At 40.5% G+C, this 23,120-nt stretch carries 23 protein-coding genes and 1 pseudogene; 17 read left to right on the forward strand and 7 right to left on the reverse strand.

What is annotated here, in order from left to right; all coding sequences use genetic code 11:
• Window positions 1-282 precede the first annotated feature (282 nt).
• From JCM10596_RS12205 to JCM10596_RS12250, 14 genes and pseudogenes are all read left to right on the forward strand, one after another.
• Window positions 283-666, forward strand: coding sequence for an ArsR/SmtB family transcription factor (locus tag JCM10596_RS12205; protein ID WP_025027370.1), 384 nt, complete (start codon window positions 283-285; stop codon window positions 664-666).
• Window positions 653-2,769, forward strand: a pseudogene (locus tag JCM10596_RS25285) (heavy metal translocating P-type ATPase). The gene JCM10596_RS12205 and the pseudogene JCM10596_RS25285 overlap by 14 nt, the downstream one beginning before the upstream one ends.
• Window positions 2,770-2,867: 98 nt before the next feature.
• The gene (locus JCM10596_RS12215) at window positions 2,868-3,443 is read left to right on the forward strand and encodes a TetR/AcrR family transcriptional regulator (RefSeq protein ID WP_025027371.1); all 576 of its coding nucleotides are present in this window, start codon (window positions 2,868-2,870) and stop codon (window positions 3,441-3,443) included.
• Window positions 3,444-3,519: 76 nt separating this feature from the next.
• Window positions 3,520-5,127 carry a YhgE/Pip domain-containing protein gene (locus JCM10596_RS25290; protein WP_081792020.1) on the forward strand — a complete coding sequence of 536 codons (1,608 nt, stop codon included), beginning with the start codon at window positions 3,520-3,522 and terminating at the stop codon, window positions 5,125-5,127.
• Entirely contained in the window at window positions 5,037-5,672 is a 636-nt protein-coding gene (locus tag JCM10596_RS28715; RefSeq protein WP_159102354.1) for a YhgE/Pip family protein, read from the forward strand. The genes JCM10596_RS25290 and JCM10596_RS28715 overlap by 91 nt, the downstream gene beginning before the upstream one ends.
• Window positions 5,673-5,910: 238 nt before the next feature.
• Window positions 5,911-6,810, forward strand: coding sequence for a tripartite tricarboxylate transporter substrate binding protein (locus JCM10596_RS25295; RefSeq protein ID WP_051541286.1), 900 nt, complete (start codon window positions 5,911-5,913; stop codon window positions 6,808-6,810).
• Window positions 6,807-6,953, forward strand: coding sequence for a hypothetical protein (locus tag JCM10596_RS29555; protein ID WP_159102355.1), 147 nt, complete (start codon window positions 6,807-6,809; stop codon window positions 6,951-6,953). Before JCM10596_RS25295 ends, JCM10596_RS29555 begins: the two co-directional genes overlap by 4 nt.
• An 80-nt stretch (window positions 6,954-7,033) precedes the next feature.
• A complete protein-coding gene (locus tag JCM10596_RS12230) occupies window positions 7,034-7,339 on the forward strand; it encodes a hypothetical protein (protein ID WP_025027372.1) in 306 nt (101 codons plus the stop codon).
• Window positions 7,336-7,542 carry a tripartite tricarboxylate transporter TctB family protein gene (locus JCM10596_RS12235; protein WP_034681251.1) on the forward strand — a complete coding sequence of 69 codons (207 nt, stop codon included), beginning with the start codon at window positions 7,336-7,338 and terminating at the stop codon, window positions 7,540-7,542. Before JCM10596_RS12230 ends, JCM10596_RS12235 begins: the two co-directional genes overlap by 4 nt.
• Window positions 7,530-9,023 (forward strand): tripartite tricarboxylate transporter permease, encoded by a 1,494-nt coding sequence (locus JCM10596_RS12240; protein WP_025027374.1) that lies wholly within the window; start codon window positions 7,530-7,532, stop codon window positions 9,021-9,023. The genes JCM10596_RS12235 and JCM10596_RS12240 overlap by 13 nt, the downstream gene beginning before the upstream one ends.
• An 87-nt stretch (window positions 9,024-9,110) precedes the next feature.
• Entirely contained in the window at window positions 9,111-9,377 is a 267-nt protein-coding gene (locus JCM10596_RS31665) for a hypothetical protein (RefSeq protein ID WP_439644835.1), read from the forward strand.
• The gene (locus tag JCM10596_RS31670) at window positions 9,359-10,156 is read left to right on the forward strand and encodes a PAS domain-containing protein (protein WP_439644837.1); all 798 of its coding nucleotides are present in this window, start codon (window positions 9,359-9,361) and stop codon (window positions 10,154-10,156) included. The genes JCM10596_RS31665 and JCM10596_RS31670 overlap by 19 nt, the downstream gene beginning before the upstream one ends.
• Before the next feature lie 23 nt (window positions 10,157-10,179).
• Entirely contained in the window at window positions 10,180-10,713 is a 534-nt protein-coding gene (locus JCM10596_RS31675) for a sensor histidine kinase (protein WP_439644836.1), read from the forward strand.
• Window positions 10,710-11,426: a response regulator gene (locus JCM10596_RS12250; RefSeq protein WP_025027375.1), complete on the forward strand. Its 717-nt coding sequence runs from the start codon at window positions 10,710-10,712 to the stop codon at window positions 11,424-11,426. Before JCM10596_RS31675 ends, JCM10596_RS12250 begins: the two co-directional genes overlap by 4 nt.
• 8 nt (window positions 11,427-11,434) lie before the next feature.
• Here JCM10596_RS12250 and JCM10596_RS12255 read toward each other — a convergent pair whose 3' ends face one another.
• The 3 genes from JCM10596_RS12255 to JCM10596_RS12265 are packed head-to-tail and all read right to left on the reverse strand — an operon-like array spanning window position 11,435 to window position 15,753.
• Entirely contained in the window at window positions 11,435-12,664 is a 1,230-nt protein-coding gene (locus JCM10596_RS12255; RefSeq protein ID WP_025027376.1) for a SpoVR family protein, read from the reverse strand.
• A 24-nt stretch (window positions 12,665-12,688) separates the two neighbouring features.
• Window positions 12,689-13,846: a sporulation protein YhbH gene (yhbH, locus tag JCM10596_RS25305; RefSeq protein WP_034681253.1), complete on the reverse strand. Its 1,158-nt coding sequence runs from the start codon at window positions 13,844-13,846 to the stop codon at window positions 12,689-12,691.
• A gap of 11 nt (window positions 13,847-13,857) precedes the next feature.
• Window positions 13,858-15,753 (reverse strand): PrkA family serine protein kinase, encoded by a 1,896-nt coding sequence (locus JCM10596_RS12265; RefSeq protein ID WP_025027377.1) that lies wholly within the window; start codon window positions 15,751-15,753, stop codon window positions 13,858-13,860.
• Window positions 15,754-16,174: 421 nt separating this feature from the next.
• Between JCM10596_RS12265 and JCM10596_RS12270 the strand changes: the two genes are divergently transcribed.
• Together JCM10596_RS12270 and JCM10596_RS12275 are read left to right on the forward strand one after the other, a co-directional pair.
• On the forward strand, window positions 16,175-16,765 hold the full coding sequence (locus JCM10596_RS12270; RefSeq protein WP_025027378.1) for a DUF4367 domain-containing protein: 591 nt from the start codon (window positions 16,175-16,177) through the stop codon (window positions 16,763-16,765).
• A 94-nt stretch (window positions 16,766-16,859) separates the two neighbouring features.
• A complete protein-coding gene (locus tag JCM10596_RS12275; protein WP_025027379.1) occupies window positions 16,860-17,255 on the forward strand; it encodes a hypothetical protein in 396 nt (131 codons plus the stop codon).
• Between the two features lie 137 nt (window positions 17,256-17,392).
• Here JCM10596_RS12275 and JCM10596_RS12280 read toward each other — a convergent pair whose 3' ends face one another.
• Window positions 17,393-19,471: a methyl-accepting chemotaxis protein gene (locus tag JCM10596_RS12280; protein WP_025027380.1), complete on the reverse strand. Its 2,079-nt coding sequence runs from the start codon at window positions 19,469-19,471 to the stop codon at window positions 17,393-17,395.
• 273 nt (window positions 19,472-19,744) lie between these two features.
• Between JCM10596_RS12280 and JCM10596_RS12285 the strand changes: the two genes are divergently transcribed.
• A complete protein-coding gene (locus JCM10596_RS12285) occupies window positions 19,745-20,425 on the forward strand; it encodes a GNAT family N-acetyltransferase (protein WP_025027381.1) in 681 nt (226 codons plus the stop codon).
• Window positions 20,426-20,493: 68 nt separating this feature from the next.
• Here the strand turns inward: JCM10596_RS12285 and JCM10596_RS12290 are convergent, their stop codons facing one another.
• The 3 genes from JCM10596_RS12290 to JCM10596_RS12300 all read right to left on the reverse strand — a co-directional run bounded on the left by JCM10596_RS12290 (window position 20,494) and on the right by JCM10596_RS12300 (window position 23,120).
• Complete coding sequence (locus JCM10596_RS12290) at window positions 20,494-21,246, reverse strand: GntR family transcriptional regulator (protein WP_025027382.1); 753 nt, start codon at window positions 21,244-21,246, stop codon at window positions 20,494-20,496.
• A gap of 178 nt (window positions 21,247-21,424) precedes the next feature.
• Window positions 21,425-22,249, reverse strand: coding sequence for a PfkB family carbohydrate kinase (locus JCM10596_RS12295; protein WP_025027383.1), 825 nt, complete (start codon window positions 22,247-22,249; stop codon window positions 21,425-21,427).
• A 16-nt stretch (window positions 22,250-22,265) separates the two neighbouring features.
• Window positions 22,266-23,120, reverse strand: coding sequence for a carbohydrate ABC transporter permease (locus JCM10596_RS12300; protein WP_025027384.1), 855 nt, complete (start codon window positions 23,118-23,120; stop codon window positions 22,266-22,268).

Here is a 23,120-nt window from a genome sequence, read left to right on the forward strand (position 1 = left end):
TCTTTTCTCTTCAAATTTTTTAGTTTTTTTTTCAAAATAGGTGGTCCCACTATTTTTGTCACCACTCCATAGTGCCAAGCATATGTAATTACATCTTAACAGAAACGGACAGATAACAAAAACCAGCAAGCAACAAAATGAGCTAATAATTACATCATGATGTATGACTGATCGAAGCATAGGGGAGGTCTGTGTATTGAATAATCAAATATTCGTTTGACTATTGAAACAAAAGAGCATATACTAATAATCAAATGATAGTTTGAATATGAGGTGATTAATATGAAGAAGAATCACGATGATGTTTGTGAGATATTTTGCTTTGATGAAGAGAAGGTAGATAGAGGAAAAGAAAAGCTACATCTTCAAGATACCATGTCTGTAGCAAAAATATTCAAAGCGCTAGCAGATGATACACGAGTCAAGATTGCTTATGCCTTGTCACAGGAAGATGAGCTGTGTGTCTGTGATGTAGCGAATATTGTGGGGAGTACGATGGCGACAGCCTCTCACCACCTGCGTCTATTACGCAATATGGGACTGGCTAAGTATAGAAAAGAAGGGAAGTTGGTCTTCTATTCATTAGACGATGATCACGTGAAACAGCTTATTGAACTTGCCTTCATTCATAGTAAGGAGGTGTTCGAAGCCAATGAACCAAAATAGTGAGAAAAGACAATTTCGTGTCCAAGGATTTACTTGTTCAGGGTGTGCCGCTAAGTTTGAAAAGAATGTGAAGGAGTTGGCTGGAGTCCAAGAGGCAAAGGTGAACTTTGGAGCTTCTAAGCTAACAGTCTATGGAGATATATCCATCGCTGAATTAGAAAAAGCAGGTTCCTTTGAGAATCTAAAGCTGACTCCAGAAAAGCAGCTTCTGGAGGTGAAAAAAGAACCATTTCTGCAACGTAACTGGAGAATTTTTGTTTCGGCTCTTCTTTTATTAACAGGTTGGATCACTGGTCATGGCTGGGGAGAGGAGAACATCGCGGTTATTTTCTATGTTTCCTCCATTCTCATTGGTGGTTATCGCTTATTTAGAGCGGGATTTATGAATTTATTCCGCTTACAATTTGATATGAAGACACTGATGACGGTAGCTGTTCTTGGAGCTGCGGCGATCGGTGAATGGGGTGAGGGGGCAGTCGTAGTGATTCTCTTTGCGATTAGCGAAGCACTCGAAACCTACTCCATGGAAAAGGCACGGCAATCGATTCGAGCCTTAATGGATATTGCTCCTCGTGAAGCTTGATAAGAAGAGGACAAGAAGAAACGCTGGTTCCGGTAGAAGAGATTCAAATTGGAGATGTGATGATTGTCAAACCGGGGCAAAAGCTAGCTATGGATGGTGTAGTCATTAAGGGTACTTCAGCTATCAACCAATCCGCAATTACTGGAGAATCAGTCCCTGTCACAAAGTCGGTTAACGATGAGGTTTTCGCCGGAACTCTAAATGAAGAGGGCTTGCTTGAAGTCAGGGTTACCAGAACAGTAGAGGATACGACCCTTGCCAAAATCATTTACCTCGTGGAGGAAGCTCAAGCAGAAAAAGCTCCTTCTCAAGCCTTCGTGGATCGTTTTGCTAAATATTACACACCTGCCATCATGCTTCTTGCTTTATGTATTGTGGTTGTACCCCCTCTCTTTTTTCAAGGAGAGTGGAGTGAATGGATTTACCGTGGATTAGCGCTCTTGGTTGTCGGATGTCCATGTGCCTTAGTCATTTCAACGCCTATCTCTATCGTAACAGCGATCGGTAGTGCCGCTCGAAAGGGAGTCCTGATCAAGGGAGGTATCCATCTAGAGCAGGCGGGAGCTTTATCGGTCATCGCTTTTGACAAAACAGGGACATTAACCAGAGGGGTTCCCGAAGTGACCGATTATCTTGTTCTTCATGAACAGAATCAAGAAGAAGTATTGCGAATAGCAGCCGCTCTTGAAAAAGGCTCTCAGCACCCACTTGCCTCCTCCATCCTGCGAAAAGTAGAACAAGAAGGAATAGACTATAAGCAGATTCAAGTAGATGATTTCACTTCGGTGATCGGGAAAGGAATTCGAGCCAAGGTTCAAGGGGAAGAGTTTTTCATTGGCAGTCCTTCTTATCTGAAGGAGCTTCTACCGCTCGAAATGAATCAGGAGATCGAAAGTCAAATTGACAAATGGCAAAAGCAAGGCAAGACCGTTATGGTCTTGGGAACCACCTCTCAGCTCCTCTTATTGATTGCCGTAGCAGATGAAGTAAGAAAGAGCAGTAAGGCTGTTCTTCAAGAGCTGCATAAGATCGGGATTAAGAAAACCATCATGCTGACAGGAGATAATCACGCCACCGCTCAAGCGATTGGAGAATCTCTTGGAATAAAAGAAATTAAATCAGAGCTTCTGCCACAAAATAAATTAGAGTATATTAAGAGTCTGAGAAAAGATGGCAGTCATGTGGCGATGGTCGGTGATGGGGTGAATGATGCTCCTGCTCTAGCGGCTTCTACAGTAGGAATAGCTATGGGGGGTGCAGGGACCGATACCGCCTTAGAAACAGCAGATATTGCGCTCATGGCAGATGATCTGCATAAGCTTCCATTTACGATTCGCTTAAGTCGACGAACCCTGCAAATAATTAAGCAAAATATCACATTTTCTCTAGGAATTAAGATTTTAGCGCTCTTACTTATTGTACCAGGCTGGTTAACTCTATGGATGGCGATCTTCGCTGATATGGGAGCTACACTGCTGGTAACCTTAAACAGTCTTCGGTTATTAAAGACAAAAGAATAAGGATTGTCATCAATCCAAAAGTGTGATATTATTCACACATGAACAAAATGACCAAATCGTTCAATTGGTCATTTTGTGATTAAGGGAGGTGAAATTTGTTGAGTTTAGACCGGAAGAAGAAAATTATTGAGGCTGCCACCAATTCGTTTTCTATGTTTGGCTACAAAGCGACAACCATGGATCAGGTATCTAAAATTGCGAATGTAGGAAAGGGAACCATCTATACGTATTTTACCAATAAGGAAGAGTTATTTGATGAGATTTTACAACGTCTATTAGATGAAATGAAGCAGGTGGCTGACAAAGCAATTGATTCAAATGCATCCCTTTTTGCTAACTTGCACTCGGTTCTCTATGGGGTTCTTGCCTTTCGTAAGGAGCACCAGCTCACGATTAAATTATCTCAAGAAGTGATGGAGCTAGGAACCCACGAAGCCGTTCAGGCGTTGAAAAAAGTAGAAGAAACGATTCTTTCATACATTAGACATTATATTGAGGTCTTACTTCAAAAAGGAAAAATCAAAGAATGTGATCCAGAGCTGACCGCATTTGTGATGTTGAAGCTATATATCGCTCTGGTCTTTGATTGGGAAAGGAATCATGAGGCATTATCAGAGGAAAAAATAGCTGAAATGTTCAAGCTTTATTTACTAAAAGGATTAGCCTTAGACTAATCTCTTTATTTTACTATAAATGACTAAATGAACGATATGGTCATATTGTCTTATGTAGGTAGGGAGGAAAGAGAGAATGATGATAAAAAAAGAATTTGAAAATATTATGACGAACCGCAAGCTACGGGTGGCTGTCTTAGCAGTGATGATGATTCCCTTATTGTATAGTGCGATGTTTTTATGGGCTTTTTGGGACCCCTATGAAAAGCTAGGTGAATTGCCAGTGGCGATTGTCAATATGGATGAAGGAGATATGTTCAAGGAAGAATCGATCAATATGGGCGAAGAGTTAATAGATAAGCTCAAGGAAAATGATCAATTTAAGTGGGAATTTGTTAATCTAGAACAGGCAGAAGAAGGATTAGCACAACGGCATTATTATATGGCGATCCTCATTCCTCATGATTTTTCTAAAAATGCAACAACAGTCATGGATGATCAGCCCGAACCATTAGAATTGATTTATATCCCCAATGAAAGCTATAATTTTCTTTCTGCTCAAATTGGAGAAACCGCAGTAGAAAAATTAAAAGAAAAAATATCTACTACACTCACAGAGAAGTATACAGAGATTGTATTTGAGAATGTATCCACTCTCTCAGAGGGACTGCAATCAGCAAGTGAGGGTGCAGAAAAAGTATCCGATGGAACCAAAAAAGTAGAGGAAGGAATCGTCACAGTTCATGAAAATCTGGGCAAGCTTTCTACTAGCTCCATTCAACTAAAAAAAGGGACCACCCAAGCGGAGATGGGAATGACCCAGCTATATAAAGGATTATTTGAGCTTCATGGAGGAACCAATCAATTATTAGCTGGTCTGGAAGAGAAAGCACCGCAAGTGAACAAATTAACTCAAGGCTCGATGCTGCTTGAGCAGGGAGTACAGGAGCTGAATCATGGTCTTGAGCAATTAAATGAAGGATTTAATCCGTTAGTAACGGGAACGTCTAAATCGAATCAAGCCCTAGGTCAATTGGATAAGGGGCTTCAGAACTCTCTGGAGGGATTTGAGCAGACCAAACAAGCGGCAGCAGCGCTAGAAAAACGAATGAAGCAATATACGGAAGCTCATCCTCAAGCGCTCAATGATCTAGATTTTCAAGAAATGATGCTCTACGCAGAAGGACTTCAAAGTGGAGTTAAACAATTAACAGAGGGGCAGAAAAGCTTATCTACAGCCGCCTCTCAAATCAAGCAAGGACAGGAAGAATTATTGTCAGGAATGAAAACCTACGGTGTAGGAGTGGAAAAAGCGACGAATGGAAGTCGTGCGCTGGTTCATGGAAGCTCTCAGCTTCAAGCGGGCTTAGAGGAATTTTCCCATGGATGGGGTTCCCTTATCACTCATATCGGTTTGTTACAACAGGGAGAAGAGAAGCTGCTCAATGGAAGTCAGGAACTAAAAACAGGACTAAGTCAGCTAAAAGAAGGAATGACTCAATTTTCTATGGGGGCTCATTCCTTAGATCAAGGAACGGGTACATTAGCGGAAGCGATGGACCGCTGGTCGATGGTACTGAGGAGTTATATTCGAAGCTGGCAGAAGGAGCGGAAGAAACGTCTACCCTTCATAGCGGACCAGAAAACTATTCGATGTTTGCCTCTCCTATCGAGATTAAGCATGAAAAACGAGCAGATGTTCCTAATTACGGCACAGGTTTTGCCCCTTATTTTCTTTCGCTAGGGTTATTTGTAGGTGCCTTACTCCTATCCATTGTCTTTCCTCTTAGAGAACCAGCAGTCAAACCAGCTTCAGCCTTACATTGGTTTATAGGAAAATTTGTAACGATTGCCTTGATTGGAACAGGGCAGGCGCTCATTGCTTGCGTTGCGTTACTCTACGGCTTGGGCATCGAGGTAGTGAATGTGCCTTACTTCTTCCTCTTTGCGGTTATCACAAGCATCACATTTATGGCTCTTATTCAGTTTTTAGTCACCACGTTAGGAGATCCAGGGCGATTCATTGCCATCGTCATTTTGATCCTACAGCTAACAACCAGTGCAGGAACATTTCCTCTAGAGCTGTTACCTTCCTCATTGCAAGTATTTAACCACTGGTTACCGATGACCTATTCTGTTTTTGGCTTTAAGGAGGTCATTTCGGGTGGAGATCTCGCCTTTATGTGGAGCAATGTAGCGGTTCTCAGTATCTATATAGGCATGATGATGATCGGAACCTATCTTTTCTTTCGTTTGCAACATAAAAAAGAGTTACCCGTTTTAAATTAAGAACAACGAAAAATAAGTAAAAGTAAAAAGAGCACTTCATTCCGATCGAATGATTGAAGTGCTCTTTTATTTATGAAGGACTCCACTTACTTTATCTCAAATGAACAAAATGAACAAAATGAAGTTAAAGCAACTTATATCCCTTATGAATGAAAACGTTATCATTTTGAATATTCTGTGTTAAATTTTTAACAAGTCATGAAATAGAAAAAAAAAGATCCATGAGGGGGAAATGAATATGCGTACATTATTGACCAAGGCTGCATCCATTACTTTAGCGGCGACGTTATTTCTAACAGCCTGTGGAGCACAGACACAAACAAGTGATCCGGCTTCAACACCATCATCCGAACCGACGGTGGCAGCAGAGGCATGGAAGCCAACAAAAGCGATTGAGTACATTGCTCCTGCTGGGGCAGGTGGAGGCTGGGATACGACAGCACGTACAACAGCCAAAGTATTAGAGGAAGATAAAATTATAGGTCAATCTTTAGCCGTTGTGAATAAACCAGGTGGAGGAGGAGCTATCGGTTGGAAGTATGTAGACGATAAAAAGGGCGAGGATGTCAACCATACGTTATTCGTCACTTCTCCACCGATTATCTTCGTTCCGTTGAATGGGCAATCCGATTTGAATCATCAGGATTTCACACCAATTGCTGCTTTAACCGCTGATTACGCTGCTTTTATTGTGAGGGCAGATTCTCCGTATCAAACATTGGAGGATCTAATGAATGAATTAAAATCAAGCCCAGATAAAGTAAGTGTGGCAGGTACAAGTTCACCAGGTTCAATGGATCATATGCAATTCCTTCTTACTGCGGATAAATACGGTGTGGATGTAGCTAAGGTACGCTATGTCAGCTTCCAAGGAGCTGAGGGAATGGCTCAATTATTAGGAGGGCATGTCACAGTATTATCCAGTGATGTAGGGGATGCGATTGAACAATATCGTGCCGGAAATGTACGTGTCCTTGCTATTACTTCTCCAGAACGTCTAGCTGGAGATGCGGCAGATTTCCCTACTGTCAAAGAACAAGGGATTGATTTTGAATTTACCATCTGGCGTGGGGTGATGGGACATAAGGACATGAGCCAGATGCGGTGCAATATTATGAGAATGCCTTTAAAGAAATGAGCGAGAATCCAAAATGGATTGAAGCAAGAGAAAACCTTGGATGGCATGATAACTTCTTGACAGGTCAGCAATTTGGAGAGTTTTTAGATCAACAATATGAAGAGATTTATGAAATTATGAAGCGAGTTGGACTCGCAAATTAATACGCAGGTTGTGCCAAAGGTGTGATCATATCACACCTTTGTATCGTACTAGGGGGGCATAAGAAAGAGGTGAATAAATTATGAGTAAGGATCAGAAGTTTGCTATCGGGCTCTTTATTTTTAGTAGCTTGTATCTTTTTCATGCGTATCAAATACCCAGCTACCCATTTCCAGTACCGATTGACTCCGATGTATTTCCTACCTTGTTAGGTACTTTGTTGTTCATCCTGTCCCTTCTTTTGTTTTGGCAAGGCAAGAGGACAAAGCAAGCCGACTCTGTGCAAACTGAAGAAACAGCACAGCCAATAACTGAAACCATAAATAAAGAAGAAAAGACGTTCTGGCAAGACCACGCACCCAATTTTGGGTCATCTTGGTCGCCATGATGCTTTATGCTGGACTCATTGAAATTTTAGGTTTTGTCGTTGTCACGATGGTATTTTTATTTGGTGTTTCTCGTTATTTAGGTTATCGGCGTCATTTGATTAATGGAATGGTAGCGATTATCTTCTCGCTAGGGATGTTTTATATTTTTACCCAAGGATTACAGATGAATTTACCGAAAGGGGTGCTGTCATGGATACTTTAACAAATATGCTCTATGGTTTTCAGGTCGCCCTTTCGTTGGAAAATATAGTATTTGTGTTTCTGGGTGTACTCGCCGGAACCATTATTGGTATGCTGCCTGGGTTAGGACCCATCAGTGCCTTGGCGCTCATGATTCCGCTGACATTTGGCATGAACCCAGCCAGTGCGTTAATCTTAATGGCGGGTGTCTATTACGGTGCGATATTTGGGGGCTCTACCTCTAGTATTCTATTAAATGCTCCAGGTGTGGCAGGGACTGTAGCCACCTCCTTTGATGGCTACCCCATGGCTCGGCAAGGGAAAGCGGGGAAGGCGCTAGCGATTGCTGCCTATGCTTCGTTTATTGGAGGAACAGTGAGCGTCATTGCTCTGATGCTAATCGCCCCACTACTAGCCCAGTTTGCAATAAGCTTTGGACCGGCTGAATATTTTGCTCTTATGGTGCTAGGGCTTTCCGCTGTGACAAGCTTAGCAGATAAGTCAATGGTGAAGGCTCTTATTTCAACTTTGTTAGGACTCATGGTAGCGACCATTGGAATCGATGCTCAAACAGGGACGTCTAGATTTACCTTTGGTAGTGGAAAATTAATGGATGGCATCGACTTTTTAGTGATTACATTAGGAATATTTGCGATGGCGGAGATCCTAGCGGTGATTGCTCAAAGGGTGAGTAATGCGAAACAACAGCATGGAGCCATTGGGACATTAAGATTAAGCAAGGATGAGGCAAAAAGAATTGCGCCTCCTATTGCGAGAGGATCTATTTTAGGTTTTTTTGTAGGAGTATTACCGGGAGCAGGGGCTACCATTGCCAGTCTATTAAGTTATACAATGGAAAGGAAGATTAATAAAAATAAAAAGAACTTTGGTAAGGGAGCAGAGGAAGGGGTAGCCGCACCGGAAGCGGCGAATAATGCTGCGTGCGGAGGGTCATTTGTACCGTTGTTAACCTTAGGAATACCGGGAAGTGGTTCAACAGCAGTTCTAATGGGAGCCTTATTAATACTTGGTGTTCAGCCTGGTCCTCTTATGTTTCAGGAGCGTCCCGATGTGTTTTGGGGTTTTGTAAGCAGTATGTATATTGGCAATATCTTTTTGCTGCTTCTTAATTTACCCTTGATTCCGTATTTCGCTAAGATTTTAGAGGTTCCCCGAGCTTTGCTGATCAGTTTGATTATTGTTTTTTGTTTCATTGGTGTATATGGTGTGAGCTTTAGCGTGTTTGATTTGTTCATGTTGATCGGCTTTGGGCTGTTGGGGTATATTATGAGACAGAATGGGTTTCCAGTTGCGCCAATGATCCTAGCCTTTATTTTAGGAGGAATGATGGAACAAGCCATGCGTCAAGCTCTAACCATTTCGAATGGAGATTGGAGCATTTTTATTCATAAACCGATTTCGCTTTTCCTTCTCATTCTTGCTCTTTTAGCCTTGACATCTCCCTTGCTGTCGAAAGTGCTAAAAAGACCTGCCATAAGATAGGAAGCTGAGGAGGGCAAAGGAAAGAGATTAAGAAAGCAGATGACAGAGGATAGGCGAAGGCAGTATGAGGAGAAGGGGTTGCACGTCATGAGGCTACAATCGAAGCTGATCTTATTAATTAGTTCCTTACTGATTTTGATTCTATTTCTAGTAGGCTATTTATTTCAACAATTGATGACGGCGACATTGAAGGAACAAATGGGTGAAAAAGCTTTGATTCTAGCCAAAGCCATGGCAGCTGATCATGAAATTCGTGCCGCTTTCTCTCATCCTGAACCTCAACAATTATTCAACCCATTGCCGAAGAAGCAAGAAGAAGGACGGGTGCTGAATTTATTGTTGTCGGGAACCTGAATGGCATTCGCTATTCCCACCCTATTCCAGATCGAATTGGTCAGTATATGGTAGGTGGAGATAATATTCGAGTGATTGAAGAAGGATCGATTATTTCTGAGGCGATCGGCAGCTTAGGTCCTTCTCTTCGAGGAAAGACCCTGATCTATGATCATGAGAATAAGGTGGTCGGGATTGTTTCGGTAGGTTTTCTGCTTGAAGACGTGAATCGAATCACGAAAGAACATGCCTTTGAGGTGATCCTCCTTACCTTGGTTGTTCTCTCTATTGGAATTGCCGGGGCATTGTTGATTGCCAAGGAAGTGAAACGGGTTATTTTCGGACTTGAACCTCAGGAGATTTCAAGTCTGTATGAAGAAAAAAGAGTGATTCTAGAAACGATTAGAGAAGGGATTATTGCTGTGGATCGTCATGGAGTTATTACGATGGTCAATCAAGTAGCGCTAAAGATGCTAGGTCTGACGAAAGAGGAGCAGGTCTTAAGAAAAAACTTACTAGAAGTTCTCCCATATTCGCGGCTGATGGACATTGTTCACTCAGGTGAAGCGGAATATGATCAAGAAGTGATGATTGGCGAGCATGTGGTCATTGCCAATCGGATTCCTATAATGAATAAAAATCAGGAGGTTATTGGGGCGGTATCAAGCTTCCGAAATAAATCAGAGCTCTCGCGTATTACAGAGGAGCTTTCGGAAGTAAAGCGCTATGCTGAGGCATTGAGGCTCAGACTCATGAGTTTTCCAATAAATTATATGCGATATCTGGGCTTCTACAGCTAGAATCTTATCAGGAAGCCTTAGAGATGATTGCTTTAGAGTCTAATGTTCAACAAAATCTAATTCACTTCATTATGAAAGAAATTCCTGATCCCATGATTGGCGGTCTGCTTATAGGGAAGTTTAATCAAGCAAGTGAATGGAAGGTAGAACTAGACATTGATCGAGAAAGCTCCTTTCGTGATGTGCCAGCCTCCATTGATCGTAGTCTACTGGTGACGATCATTGGTAATTTACTAGATAATGCGATGGAAGCTGTCCTAGATCCAAGTGCGACAGATAAAAAGGTAAAGATTTTTTTCACTGACTTGGGGGAAGATCTGATTATTGAAGTGGAAGATACTGGAACAGGGATTGCGGAGGAGGAAAGAGAGCGGATCTTTCGCATCGGTTACTCGACAAAGGCTTCTCAGCATCGAGGGTATGGCTTAGGCTTAGTGCAGCAAGCCGTTCAACAATTACACGGTCATATTACCTTTTCTAGCCATGAAGGCGGAGGAACCGTATTTACTGTTGATATTCCGAAAAAAATAGGAGAAAAGGTAGGGAAGGCGTTATGATCGACGTGTTGATCATTGAAGATGATAGCAGAATTGCAGAGATCAATCGCAGATTCGTGGAAAAAGTACCTGGTTTTCAAGTGTTAGGCATCGCCTTAGATGAACAGGAAGCGAAAGAGCATCTGGAGCTCCTTCGTCCACATTTGGTCTTGCTTGATGTTTATTTTCCTGATACAAACGGATTAGAACTGCTTCGTTATATACGACAGGAGTATAGCGATATCGATGTGATTATGATTACGGCAGCTAAAGAAGTGAGAACATTGAAGGAAGCGTTACATGGAGGTGTTTTTGATTTTATCGTCAAGCCAGTCGTTTTTGATCGCTTCAAAGAAACCCTCCTTCAATACCAGCTTGTTCATGAGCGGCTACAGAGTTTGGAAAAGGAGCAGGTAAACCAAAGCGATGTAGATGAAATTCTACGCGGATCAGTGAAGGGAGAGTCTGGACCCATTCGTTCCAATCACTTGCCCAAGGGGATCGATCGTCTTACCTTAGAGAAGGTTTATGTGGTTCTGCACGACTCGCAGGAGGGCTTGAGCGCTGAAGCGATAGGACAGGAGATCGGAGCAAGCCGTTCGACCGCGAGAAGATATCTAGAGTACTTAGTGTCGACAGGGGAAGTATTTGCTGATCTTTCCTATGGCGTAGTAGGAAGACCGGAGCGAGTCTATCATATTCACAAAAAAGGATCACGTGATGACCTCACATGATCCTTATTTTACTGGTACTTTACATCCTTTCCATTGTGACAGGAATAGAGTTTTTCTTTTCCTTGAACTCTGGTTTCCAGATGAACAGGGCGTCCCCAGAGGGAGGAAACATGGGGTAAGGTCTTTTGGACATATTTTTGGTCTAGCTCTAGTCCATCAAATTGATGCTGAAGATATAGTTCTCCATTCCGATTGTAATCACCGTCCTTGATGATGAGGTAAGGGAAGCCTCCATTTGTTTTGCTTTGTATCATCTTGTCCTTAATTTCTTCCCACTCTTTATTCGTAATGAGATAGGCTTCCCCTTTCTTTCCGTACAAATAGAAATCCATTTCTTGGACCAGCTCCTTGGTCAGGTAGTTGCGCAGAAAGGAGATATCATTCTCCATTTCTCTGACTTCGAAGATAAATTCTTGTCCATACTTTTTATCCAAAGCTTCAAACATATAGAGCCCTAAGAGATATGGGTTGACTCCTGTTCGAGAGGGCTGGATAACTCCTGCATGCATTTTGGCAAAGTCCAGGGTTTCTGCTTCTGTTAAATCAAGCTCTCTCATTAGTCTGAGATGCCAATAGGTAGCCCAGCCCTCATTCATGATTTTGGTTTCGATTTGAGGCCAGAAATAAAGCATTTCATCACGCATCATGTAGAGAATATGCTGTTGCCAAGGCTCTAAGTGGCGGCTATGCTGAGCGATAAAGAGCAGGAGGTCTTTGTTCTCTTCTTTGTTTCTAACGTGATGGCGCGGATCAATATGCTCTTGAATAGCTAGAACGGAGTCGACAAAAGCTTCTACCTTAGCTTGACCATGCTCATATTCTATTTCTCGAATTTGGGTGGCATGAACGTACATGCTATCGATCATTTTCCGATTGGTGGTTCCAAAGTAGGCATTGTTTTTGAAAAAATCGCTATGCCCTAACACATGTGCCACAATTAATTTGTTCTGCAAGAGAGAATTATTTTCTAGAAGATAGGCATAGCATGGATCAGAATTAATCACAAGCTCATAGATTTTACTTAAATTAAAATCATAGTCCATTTTCATACGATGAAAGGCTTTCCCGAAGCTCCAGTGAGAGAAGCGAGTGGGCATCCCATACGCTCCTATCGAATAGAGAATATCAGCAGGGCATATTTCATATCTCATCTGAAAGAAATCAAGACCCATATCCTGCGCTCGTTGGGTGAGTTCTGCAATGCTTTCTTCTAACTGTACATATTCATGTTCTCTCATTGGCTTCACTCCTATAGCTTAGACTTACTGTAGGGCTTCCCATTGTTCTTGAAAGAAGGCTTGGAGTGCTTGGTAGACATCGGTTTCTTGTTTCATCACATGATAGACAAAGTGGGGATGATTGATTTGGTTCATTGCCGCCATTAAAGTAGTGGAACGGGAGTAGCGATTAATTTCACCATATCCGACTCGATTGCATTTCTCTAGAAGTTCATTCACGAATTGAACGGTTTGCTGGTTATCACTGGAATAGTTATCTCCGTCTGAGAAATGAAAAGCATAGATATTATAATGGTCTGGAGGATAGCTTTCTTCTATCAACTGAAGAGCTAGCTTATAGACGGAGGAACACATGGTTCCTCCACTTTCGCCCTTGGTGAAAAAATGCTCCTCCGATACTTCTTTCGCCTGTGTATCATGAGCGAGAAAACGAATGTCTACATTCTGATAACAAGTTCTGAGGAAGCGTACCATCCAAAAGTAGAAGCTGCGAGCAATATATTTTTCGAAGGAGCCCATCGATCCAGAGGTATCCATCATAGCTAGAATAACCGCATTTGTTGTAGGCTTTTCAATCTCATCCCACGTTTTAAACCGCAGATCTTCATCCGCAATGTGCAAGCCTGCCATAGGCGACAAACTTCTGGCTTGGCGTTTCATGCTTTCAAGAATGGTACGGCGTTTATCGATATTACCCATAATGCCTTTTTTGCGAAGGTTGTTAAATTGTACTTCTGTATTCGTCATTTCTTGTTTCTGCTTGTTTTTTAAGTTTGGAAGCTGAAGATCTTCAAAGATGATCTCCGCTAGCTCGTCGATGCTAATCTCTGCCTCATAATAATCTTCCCCTGGCTGATCTCCTGCCTGCTGTCCTTGCCCTGGTCCTGCTGGTTGTCCTTGTCCCTGACCCAGAATGTCCCCCACTTGTGAATCGCCAGCTCCTTGTCCCACTTGCTCCTGATTATTGTATGAATAGCGGAATTTATATTGTTGGATCGAACGAATAGGAACCTTGATCTTTTCTCTGCCATCCGACATGATAATGGCTTCTTCACTGACGATCTCTGCTAGATGATCCTTGATGGCTTCTTTTACCTTTTCCTGATGACGCTCTTGATCCCTCTGGCCCTTACGATGTAAGGACCAGTCCTCTCTTGAAAGTACAAAAAGTGGATATTGCATATGAATCACTCCTATCGATTTAGCAGGCTACCAACATACTTGAGCAACTCATTGGAACATACTGAGCAATAACCATGATTTTCGACTAAGCGTTTGATGACTTCATTGCTTCGCTTTAATTGATTCTCATCAGGTAATTTGGAGGTTGTGGTGATCTTGACCACATCCTTTAAGTCTGTAAAAAGTTTTTTCTCAATGGCTTCTTTTAGGCGCTCATGTGTATGATACTCGAACTTTTTCCCTTTTCTCGCATAGAGGGAGATACGAATCAGAATCTCTTCTCTGAAAGCGCGTTTAGAGTTTTCAGTTATCCCAATTTGCTCTTCAATCGAGCGCATTAATCTCTCATCTGGGTCCATTTCCTCTCCCGTAATAGGGTCCTTCATCCGGTGTCCATGACAGTAAGCCTCTACATTGTCTAGGTAGTTGTCCAGAAGGGCTTTAGCGGATTCCTCGAAAGAATAGACGAAGGCTCTCTGCACTTCATTTTTTGCTAGGGTGTCATATTCTTGTCGAGCGGTTGTGATGAAGCCAAGCATTCTTTCTTTCTCATCCTTCGTAATAGAGGCATGCTGTCCAAGACCTTCCTTCAAGGATTTTAGAATATCGAGGGCATTGATGCAGGTTTTCTCTTCATTGATGAGAGCACTTGAGATTCGGTTGATGACATAACGTGGATCGATCCCGAACATTCCCTCGTTGAAGGCTTCTTCTTTTAATTCTTGCACATCTTTATCCATGTAGCCCTCAACATTTTGTCCATCATAGAGATACATTTTTTTCAATAAGTCGATGCCATTTTTCTTAGAAGGCTCTAACCTAGTGAGAATGGAGAAAATAGCTGCGGTTTGTAGGGCATTTGGCGCGATGTGGATATGCTGCATGTCACTTCTGGAAATTAGTTTTGAGTAGATTTTTTCTTCTTCGCTTACCTTTAGATTATAGGGGACTTTCATGACGATGATTCTGGAGTGAAGAGCTTCGTTCTTTTTATTGCTGATAAAATTGCGATACTCTGTTTCGTTGGTATGTGCCACGATTAGTTCATCGGCAGAGATTAAGGCAAATCTTCCTGCTTTAAAATTACCTTCCTGAGTGAGAGAGAGGAGGTTCCACAAGAATTTTTCATCACATTTAAGCATTTCTTGAAACTCCATGAGCCCTCGATTGGCTTTATTTAGTTCTCCATCAAAGCGATAGGCACGCGGGTCGGATTCGGAGCCGAACTGAGAAATGGTGGAGAAGTCAATGCTTCCCGTTAAGTCAGCAATATCCTGAGATTTTGGATCAGAAGGAGCAAAGGTTCCGATTCCCACTCGGCTTTCTTCGGAGAGTACAATTCTTTCGACAGGCATTTTTTCAATTTCGCCTTGGTATTCTTCCTCCAGTCTGAGGCGACAGACAGGGCAGAGGTTTCCTTCAATCGTGACACCATATTCTTTTTCAAATTCTGGACGCAGAACCTCTGGTATCAGGTGCATGGGTTCTTCATGCATCGGGCATCCCTTAATTCCGTACAATGCTCCTTGATCTGTTCGAGAATATCTTTCTAATCCTTTTTTCAAGAGAGTAACGAGAGTCGATTTTCCCCCACTAACAGGTCCCATTAAGAGTAGCAACCTTTTACGAACGTCCAAGCGCTTGGCAGCGGGCAGGAAGTACTCCTCAACCAGCTTCTGAGTCGATTCCTCTAAACCATATAGTTCCTCTGAGAAAAAGGTATATTTCTTACTAGCTCCTTGTTTTTCAAATCCTGCTTGCTGAATCATATGATAGATTCTGGCATGAGCATGTTGAGCAATGAGTGGATTCTGTTTAACGAGCTCTAGATAGTCCAAAAATGTCCCTTCCCACTTCAACCTTCCCTCTTCAGCACGATACTTTGAAAGCTTGTCCATTAGACTCATAAGAATCCCTCCTTTGGTATTCTGAAGAACTGGATTGCCTCATACCATCCTATCAATAGGGTGAAAAAAAGAGTACTAATAAAGAAGGCTTCTCTAGTTTGGAGTGAACGACTTGATGCATAACTCTTCCGAAAGAATAACCCTTACTCAGTACTCTGGTTAAAATTTTTATAATATTCTGTTTATTTATATTTTACCATGAAAAAGACTGATTGGAAATAGAAATTATTTACTTTTCCCTTTAACTTTACTTCATCATATAAAGGTTTTGAGGAGCATAAAATGCCAATTAGTTAGTAGTGCAAAAGTTTATAAAAAATCATGGTAAAAACAGTTAATTTTACCCATGCCCAAAAATATGAATTTTTGTTAGGGTAAATATGATATACGATAATGTTAAGAAAGTTAGGAGAAATTAGAGATGAATAAAAAAATCAGGGTTTTTCTTGTATTACTATTCATTAGCCTTTGTTCAGTTGGGATGGCTTTAGCTTCTGAGAGTGAGAAGGGGAGTTTAAATGTAGAAGCAACTAATGAGAGCAATAGTACTAATGAAGCTAATGAAGTGGCTATGGATAAAGATAATAGCAATCAATTGAATAAAGAGATTTATCAAAATGTCCAAGTCGATTTAAAAAATGACTTCCAAATTCAATTACCTAATTATACTGCTAATGCTGAGTCTTTTAGTTCCAGAGTCTTGGATGCTCCACACTCAGGACAGATAGTTGACATTGTGATGTGGACTGAAGACAAAGTGTATAAGTATGCCCAAGAAAAACTAGTTAAACCACAAGGCGAAGTCTATAAAAACATTGTAAACAACTTCTTTACGGAAGGAACTCTCAAAGAATTAGAGATTTCAAATCATCCAGCGATTTATCATGAGTATGAAAGCGGAAAAAAATCACTATACATTATTACTGAAGATTATGGATTTGCTATTTTTTCAGAAATGCTTAGTCAAGAAGAAATGTTTAAAATCGCAGAGTCTATTGACTTTGTCGAGTAAACTATAACTAGCAGTAGTGCTATTTTTACTGCATGTTTGTATGAGCTTATCCAAAAATCCTTGACGACATCTTATAGTTAAGAGGGAGTGTACTATGAAAAAGAAACGATTCATCATCTTTGTTTTATTGTCGTTCATTGGTTTATTTTTAATATCCGCTTATACTAAGTTTTATTATCCTCCATTACCAGTAGACTCTATTTCCAAAAGAGCCACTCTTAACAAGATTAGCGAATCAGCAGATAGTATAGTTAAACTAACAGATGAAAAAAACTATGAATGGTATATTTCGAAAATGAATCAGGGTCAAGCATATGAACATATAAAAAAGCTAATGATGGATAGAGGCTGGATTTTTAAGGAACAACAAGGTTCAGGGTATTTTTTTGAAAAAGGCAATTCAGTAATCATTGTTGAGAGTGAAATGTGGACAGGGAAGTATGTCATTTTTAAAATACCAAAATATTTGCTTGGGCTAAAGGGCGCTTAACCATCAGGTGGATATATAAGATAGCTTAGTAAGATAGAATAACATAGAAAAACCCCAAAACGTTTGCATTTACCCTCTGTAGAGAGAGTTCATCAATCGTTGGGGTTTTACTTATAATCAATTTAACTGGTAATCCATTACACCTTAAATCTGTTCACACTTCGCTCTAGCTCAGAGGCCATTTGGGCTAAGGATTCTGCAGAAGCTGTAATTTCTTCCACAATGGCCATCTGCTCTTCTGATGATGAAGCAACACTTTGTGCATTTTGAGAGGATTCTTGTGCTGTACTCGCTATTTCCTCAAATGATGCCGTTACTTGCTCAGAGGTTGCTGACATTTCTTCAGCGATAGCTGACATTTCTTCGATTTGCCCGCTAATTTCTTTAATCGACGTTAACATAACTTGAAACACGTTTCCTACTTCCCTAATGCTTGTAATTCCTTCATCCACTTCCGCTTTTCCAGTATTGATAGATGTAACCACACTTTGCGTATTGTTCTGCATCTCTTTAATTAAATCATTGATTTTCGTAGTGGATTGAGATGTTTGATCAGCTAGCTTACGAATTTCATCTGCTACAACAGCAAAGCCTTTCCCTGCTTCTCCTGCTCTTGCCGCTTCAATAGCTGCATTAAGAGCTAGTAAGTTGGTTTGGGCAGATATGCCAGAAATAATTTGAACAATTTCTTCGATTTCTTCCGAATCTTTCTTTAACAGCTCTACAATGTGAGTTGTATTAATGGTTTCTTCTTGTATTTTGTTTATTTGAGTTACCGCGGTAGTTACAATCTCACTTCCATCCTGAGCCTTTTCTTGTAACGCTACGGAAGACTCATTAATGCTGGATGAAGTTTCAGCTACTCTTTGGATTCCCAGAGTCATTTCTTCCATAGCTCTAGCGCTTTCTTCTGTACTCTTTGCTTGGATCTCTACTCCGTTAGCAATATCTTGAATGGATTCTCTGATTACATTTGTCGCCATGCTTGTTTCTTGAGCACCTTCCGTTAATTCCTCTGAAGAGGCACTTAGTTGTTTCGCACTTTGCATCACATCTGTAATGATGGAGCGAACATTCCCTAGGAACTTATTTGTTGCTGCAGCAAGCTCACCAATTTCATCCTTCGTATCGATTTGAATCTCTTTGGTTAAATCTCCGCCACGTTCAGCCAATTCATTGAGTTCTCTCCTTAGCAAGTTGATCGGTCTAACAAGATTCTTTGCAAAAAGGATAGAAGCAATAATCACCAGAATAATGGCAATAATAACAACACCAGCTATTGTTATCTGTTGAGCATAAACACTTTGGAAAGCTTCTGCCTCGTCCATTTCAGCCATAATCGCCCACTGTAAACCTTCAATTTGAAGCGGCGCGTAGGAACTTAATACGGGTACTCCACGATAATCATCTATAGTTTTCGTATCAGAGATACCAGCCAATGCCTCTCGAGTAGCTATGGTATCTATCTTAAGCTTTCCAATCGTGCTTTCTTCGACAAAACGAGAATCCGATCTCATTAATTGATTAGGTCCCACGAGATAGGTTTCACCTGATTCTCCAAGACCAGCTACATTTTTCATAATCGAATTAATCGCTCCATCTGAAATTTGTAAAGCAACAACCCCAATTTTAACATTATGTTCATTTACGACAGGGTATCCCATAAAGGCTGCTGGTTCATTAGAGGGTTCATAATATTCATAGTCTGCGATGGTATACTTAGTAAGCCCCTGACGAAACGCTTCTGCTAAACCAGTAGATTTATATGGACCATGATTTAAATTGGTGCCCAGATCAGCTTCTTTTACAACGGTATATACAATATTCCCTTCTAGATCGATTAAGAATAGGTCATAATAATCATATAGAGTGATGTAATTATCAAAGATGGACTGATATCTATGTTCGATCCTCTTATAATTTTCACCCTTGTGACCTTCTGCTTTAAAGGCTTCTGTAAATAAAGGCAGGCTTTCTTTGACATCCGAAATCGTGGATAATACTCGAATATCATTCTGTTTCTCATTAAAGAAATTCTCAATATTTCCTTTTTTCACTTGAGCAATTGAAAGCAATTGGTTATTAACTGCTGACTCTAATGCTCTGGATGAGTAAGTAAAGCTAATTAAACTAATAATAATAACAGGGACCAGTGCATTGAGTAAAAATAAAATCGTCATTCGCTTAGAGATTTTGATGTTTCTCCATTTAGGCATACAGTCACCTCCTTATTTCATCTTTTCCAGTAATCACATGTTGAGTTACTTTCAGTAAACCGGAAATCATTTAACTTCTTTCTTGTATTTTCGGAAAATTTCATTTTTTTGTTCAATAGAAATATTTAGAATTGATTAATGTTGGGTAAATATATCATTTTTAAAATACCAAAATAATAAAAAATGTTTTTTTGTGATACAATTTTCTTGTCGTTTTTAGGATTATTAAAACCTTCTCTTTTCAATCACACTATCTAATATAAAGGAGCTAAAATGAATATTACTTGGCAAGAAATCACCTTACAAGACACAGAATTGCTTCAATCTATTCTAAACATGTATGATCAAGCTTTTCCGCATGAAGTGCGTGAACCCCATGAAGTTTTTTATCAGAGTCTGCAATACCAGAAGAGTTGTTTTCCCAATTCATTTAGGCTAGTAGTCGGATTTTATGACAATAAAATATGTTCCTTCGCTACCGCGCACTATTTATCTAAGGTCAACGTTGGATTTATTGTGTATATTGTGACAAATCCGCTAGCTCGGGGGATAGGAGTAGGATCGAAGACCCTAGAAAAAGTGGAGGAACTACTAACTTACGATGCACAGCAAGCAGGTTTTGTTACTCTAGATGGGATCATCCTAGAAACAGAGAAGGAAGAGTTTGTCCATTCGGAGGAAGAAAGAGCTCAATGTGCGAAACGAAACTTATTTTTTGAGAAGAATCAGTATGTAAATATTAGTAGTGTTAAATACGTGCAGCCTCCTTTACATCCTGAAGGAGAAGCCGTTCCCCTACATCTTTTAATCAAGACGAACCAGCCACCATTAACGGAACAAAAGGTAAGAGATATTATCAGAGAGATGTATCGAGAAAAGTATGAGAAAGTGAATCACTTATCCTCAGAACTTCTCAAAGAGTGTTATGAAAAGATATTTCTGCTATCCACTTAGAAATGTATATCAAATTCGAGATGAAAAATAATGAAATGAAAAAGCCTAAGAAGAGTAATCTACTCTCTTTAGGCTTCGTCATCCATCTCAATATCAATATGAAACTTTACTCTATGAGCAAGATGATAATAGGTTGAATAATGAACAGGGGTATTTGTTTCATCTGCAATCACCTTTTTTATTTGTACGACGGGTTCCAATCTAGAGGCTTCGAGAAGAGTAAGAATCTCCATCGAGGGTTGGATAATTTCCATCTCTTTTCTTGCTTTCTTAAAACGAACCTGATAATCATGGTGAATAATTTGAAAGGTTGAAACATCATCCTTAATTTTTTCTGCAATCCCCGGGTAAATATCGAGTGGCAAATAGGCATAGTCAATGCTGAATACATCATTTGAATCTTTGATTAATCGAACCAATTTTAAGACTTTAAAGGGTTCTGATCGCTCGAAAATCTTCATGATCGTCTGATCCGCCATTTCGACTTCACTGCTCAGAACTTTTTTTGTGATATTGTTGTGACCAATCTTCATTCCCTCGGTGAATCCCTTAAGATTGAGGATATGGATCTGTTGCTTGGTTTGCTTGACAAATGTCCCTTTGCCATGCAAGATTTCGATCACTCCTTCACTGGCTAGCTCCTTTAAAGCTCTTCGAATCGTGATTCTACTCGTAGAAAAAAGCTGGCAAAGCTCGCTCTCATTAGGAAGCTTTTCACTGGGGACAAATTCCTCGTTTGCGATCATTTCTTTTATTCTCATTTTCACATGTTCATATAGAAAGACTGGATTATCTGAACCTACGGATTTTTTCTTTGTCATAATGTACCTCGATAAAAAAGAATGAATACCTCCTTTATTATACCCTAGATAGGCGGTATAAAAAACGCTAATTCATTATGACAAAAGAAAAAGAGGACCTCGTAACAAAGGAAAAGGGGGATACCCCATTTTACTTTGCAAGAAGTACCATCGCCAGAGAACTGTTTCGCCCTCTAATCTAGCGCTCTATTTTTTTAGGATAGCCAAATCCTCCATAGAAGGTACACGTACGGCTTGCTTGTTCTGCTGCCAATTGCAAAGCCTTATTCATGTCCTGATCAGTAAGAAACGAAGTTAAGAATCCACTAATGAAACTATCTCCTGCTCCCATTGTATCCACAACCTCAGTAGCCAAGGGCTTCTGGTAGTATCTTTCTCCTTTGTAGATAAAGACAGCGGGATTCGCTCCCCCTCTTGTAATGCCAATGACCTCAAGATTGTATTTCATGACCTGCTGTATCAATTTTTCCAACTGATCTTCACTCAAATCAGAGCCGGAAAAAAAGCCATATGAGATATAGGGACATACCTTCTCTAAATCCTCTTTTTCTACTTTATCCGAAAAATCATATGAAATAGGAATATACTTCGCTAGAGTAGAAAGCTCTTCTTCCAGAGATGAGTAACAGCTAGAATGGCAAAGATCAAATCTCGTAATATACTCATAATCCTGAGGAGTAAGTTTTAATTTCACCAAATGCTGGACTGTATCTCTTGGACCTCCTACAAAAACACGTTCTCCGCTTGCTGTAAGATTAACTTGCGGCTGTCCTGAAATACCCTCCATGATTCTGGAGCGATGAGAATCAATGCCTTCTCTAGCTAACACTTCTTTAAGGTGAGCTGCCTTATCATCTGTTCCAAAAACTCCAATATAGGCTACCTCCACAGAACCTAAGCGCTTACAATTCACGGCAACATTTACACAATTACCGCCGGGATAATACATCCCTTGGTCTAAATAACAGTCAACAACGTTGTCACCAATGGCTATGATCTTCATCGTATCTTCCTTTCTTTTATCCTTTTACTGATCCTTCTGACAGTCCTCTTACTAAATGCTTTTGAAGAACGAGGAGGAGAGCAATCATGGGGAGGGAGGAGATTACCATTCCTGCTAAGAGGACACCCCAATCTGTTCTAAGTGCATCTCTAAAATTCATTAACCCGGAAGGAATGGTTTTCAACGAATTTGAATCGATGAAAACAGTGGCAAAAAGAAATTCATTCCAGGCAAAAAAAGAGGTTAAAACAACAGTTGTAATCAAAATAGGACGAGCTATAGGGAGGTAGATTTTCGAATAGATTCCAAACTCACTACAGCCATCAATGATCGCCGATTCTTCTAGTTCTCGGGGAATACTTAAGAAATAAGCTCGAAGCAAGAGAATAGAAATAGGCAATCGAAAAGCGATATAAGGTAAGATTAGCGCCCAACGAGTATTCATTAATTCTAATGAGGTTAAGATACCAAACAGGGGAATCATGGCAACTTGCGGATTGATCATCATTCCAGCCATGATAAAAATTAGCGCATAGTCAATAAAGCGTGAGCGGTACTTGGCTAAGGCAAAGGCAGCCATAGAGGCAAAAAGCAAGACAGCTATAACCGTTATGACTGTGACTATAACACTATTAAAAAAATAGCTCGAAATTCCCTTGGACCATGCCTCTGCATAGTTATGAACAAGCCAAGTGCTAGGCAGTCCCCAAACGTCATGATAGATTTCATCGTAGCTTTTCATAGAGGACACAACCATCCAAAACAGAGGATAGAGGATGATTATTGCTCCAATGATCAAGCCCACCAAAGTGATGAATTCACCTAGAGTCCATTTTCTTAGTGCAGCTGAGGATGTGATGGCATTTCTCAT

It is taken from the genome of Caldalkalibacillus mannanilyticus JCM 10596 (genome assembly GCF_000615945.1).
Classification (GTDB): Bacteria; Bacillota; Bacilli; order Caldalkalibacillales; family JCM-10596; genus Bacillus_AT; species Bacillus_AT mannanilyticus.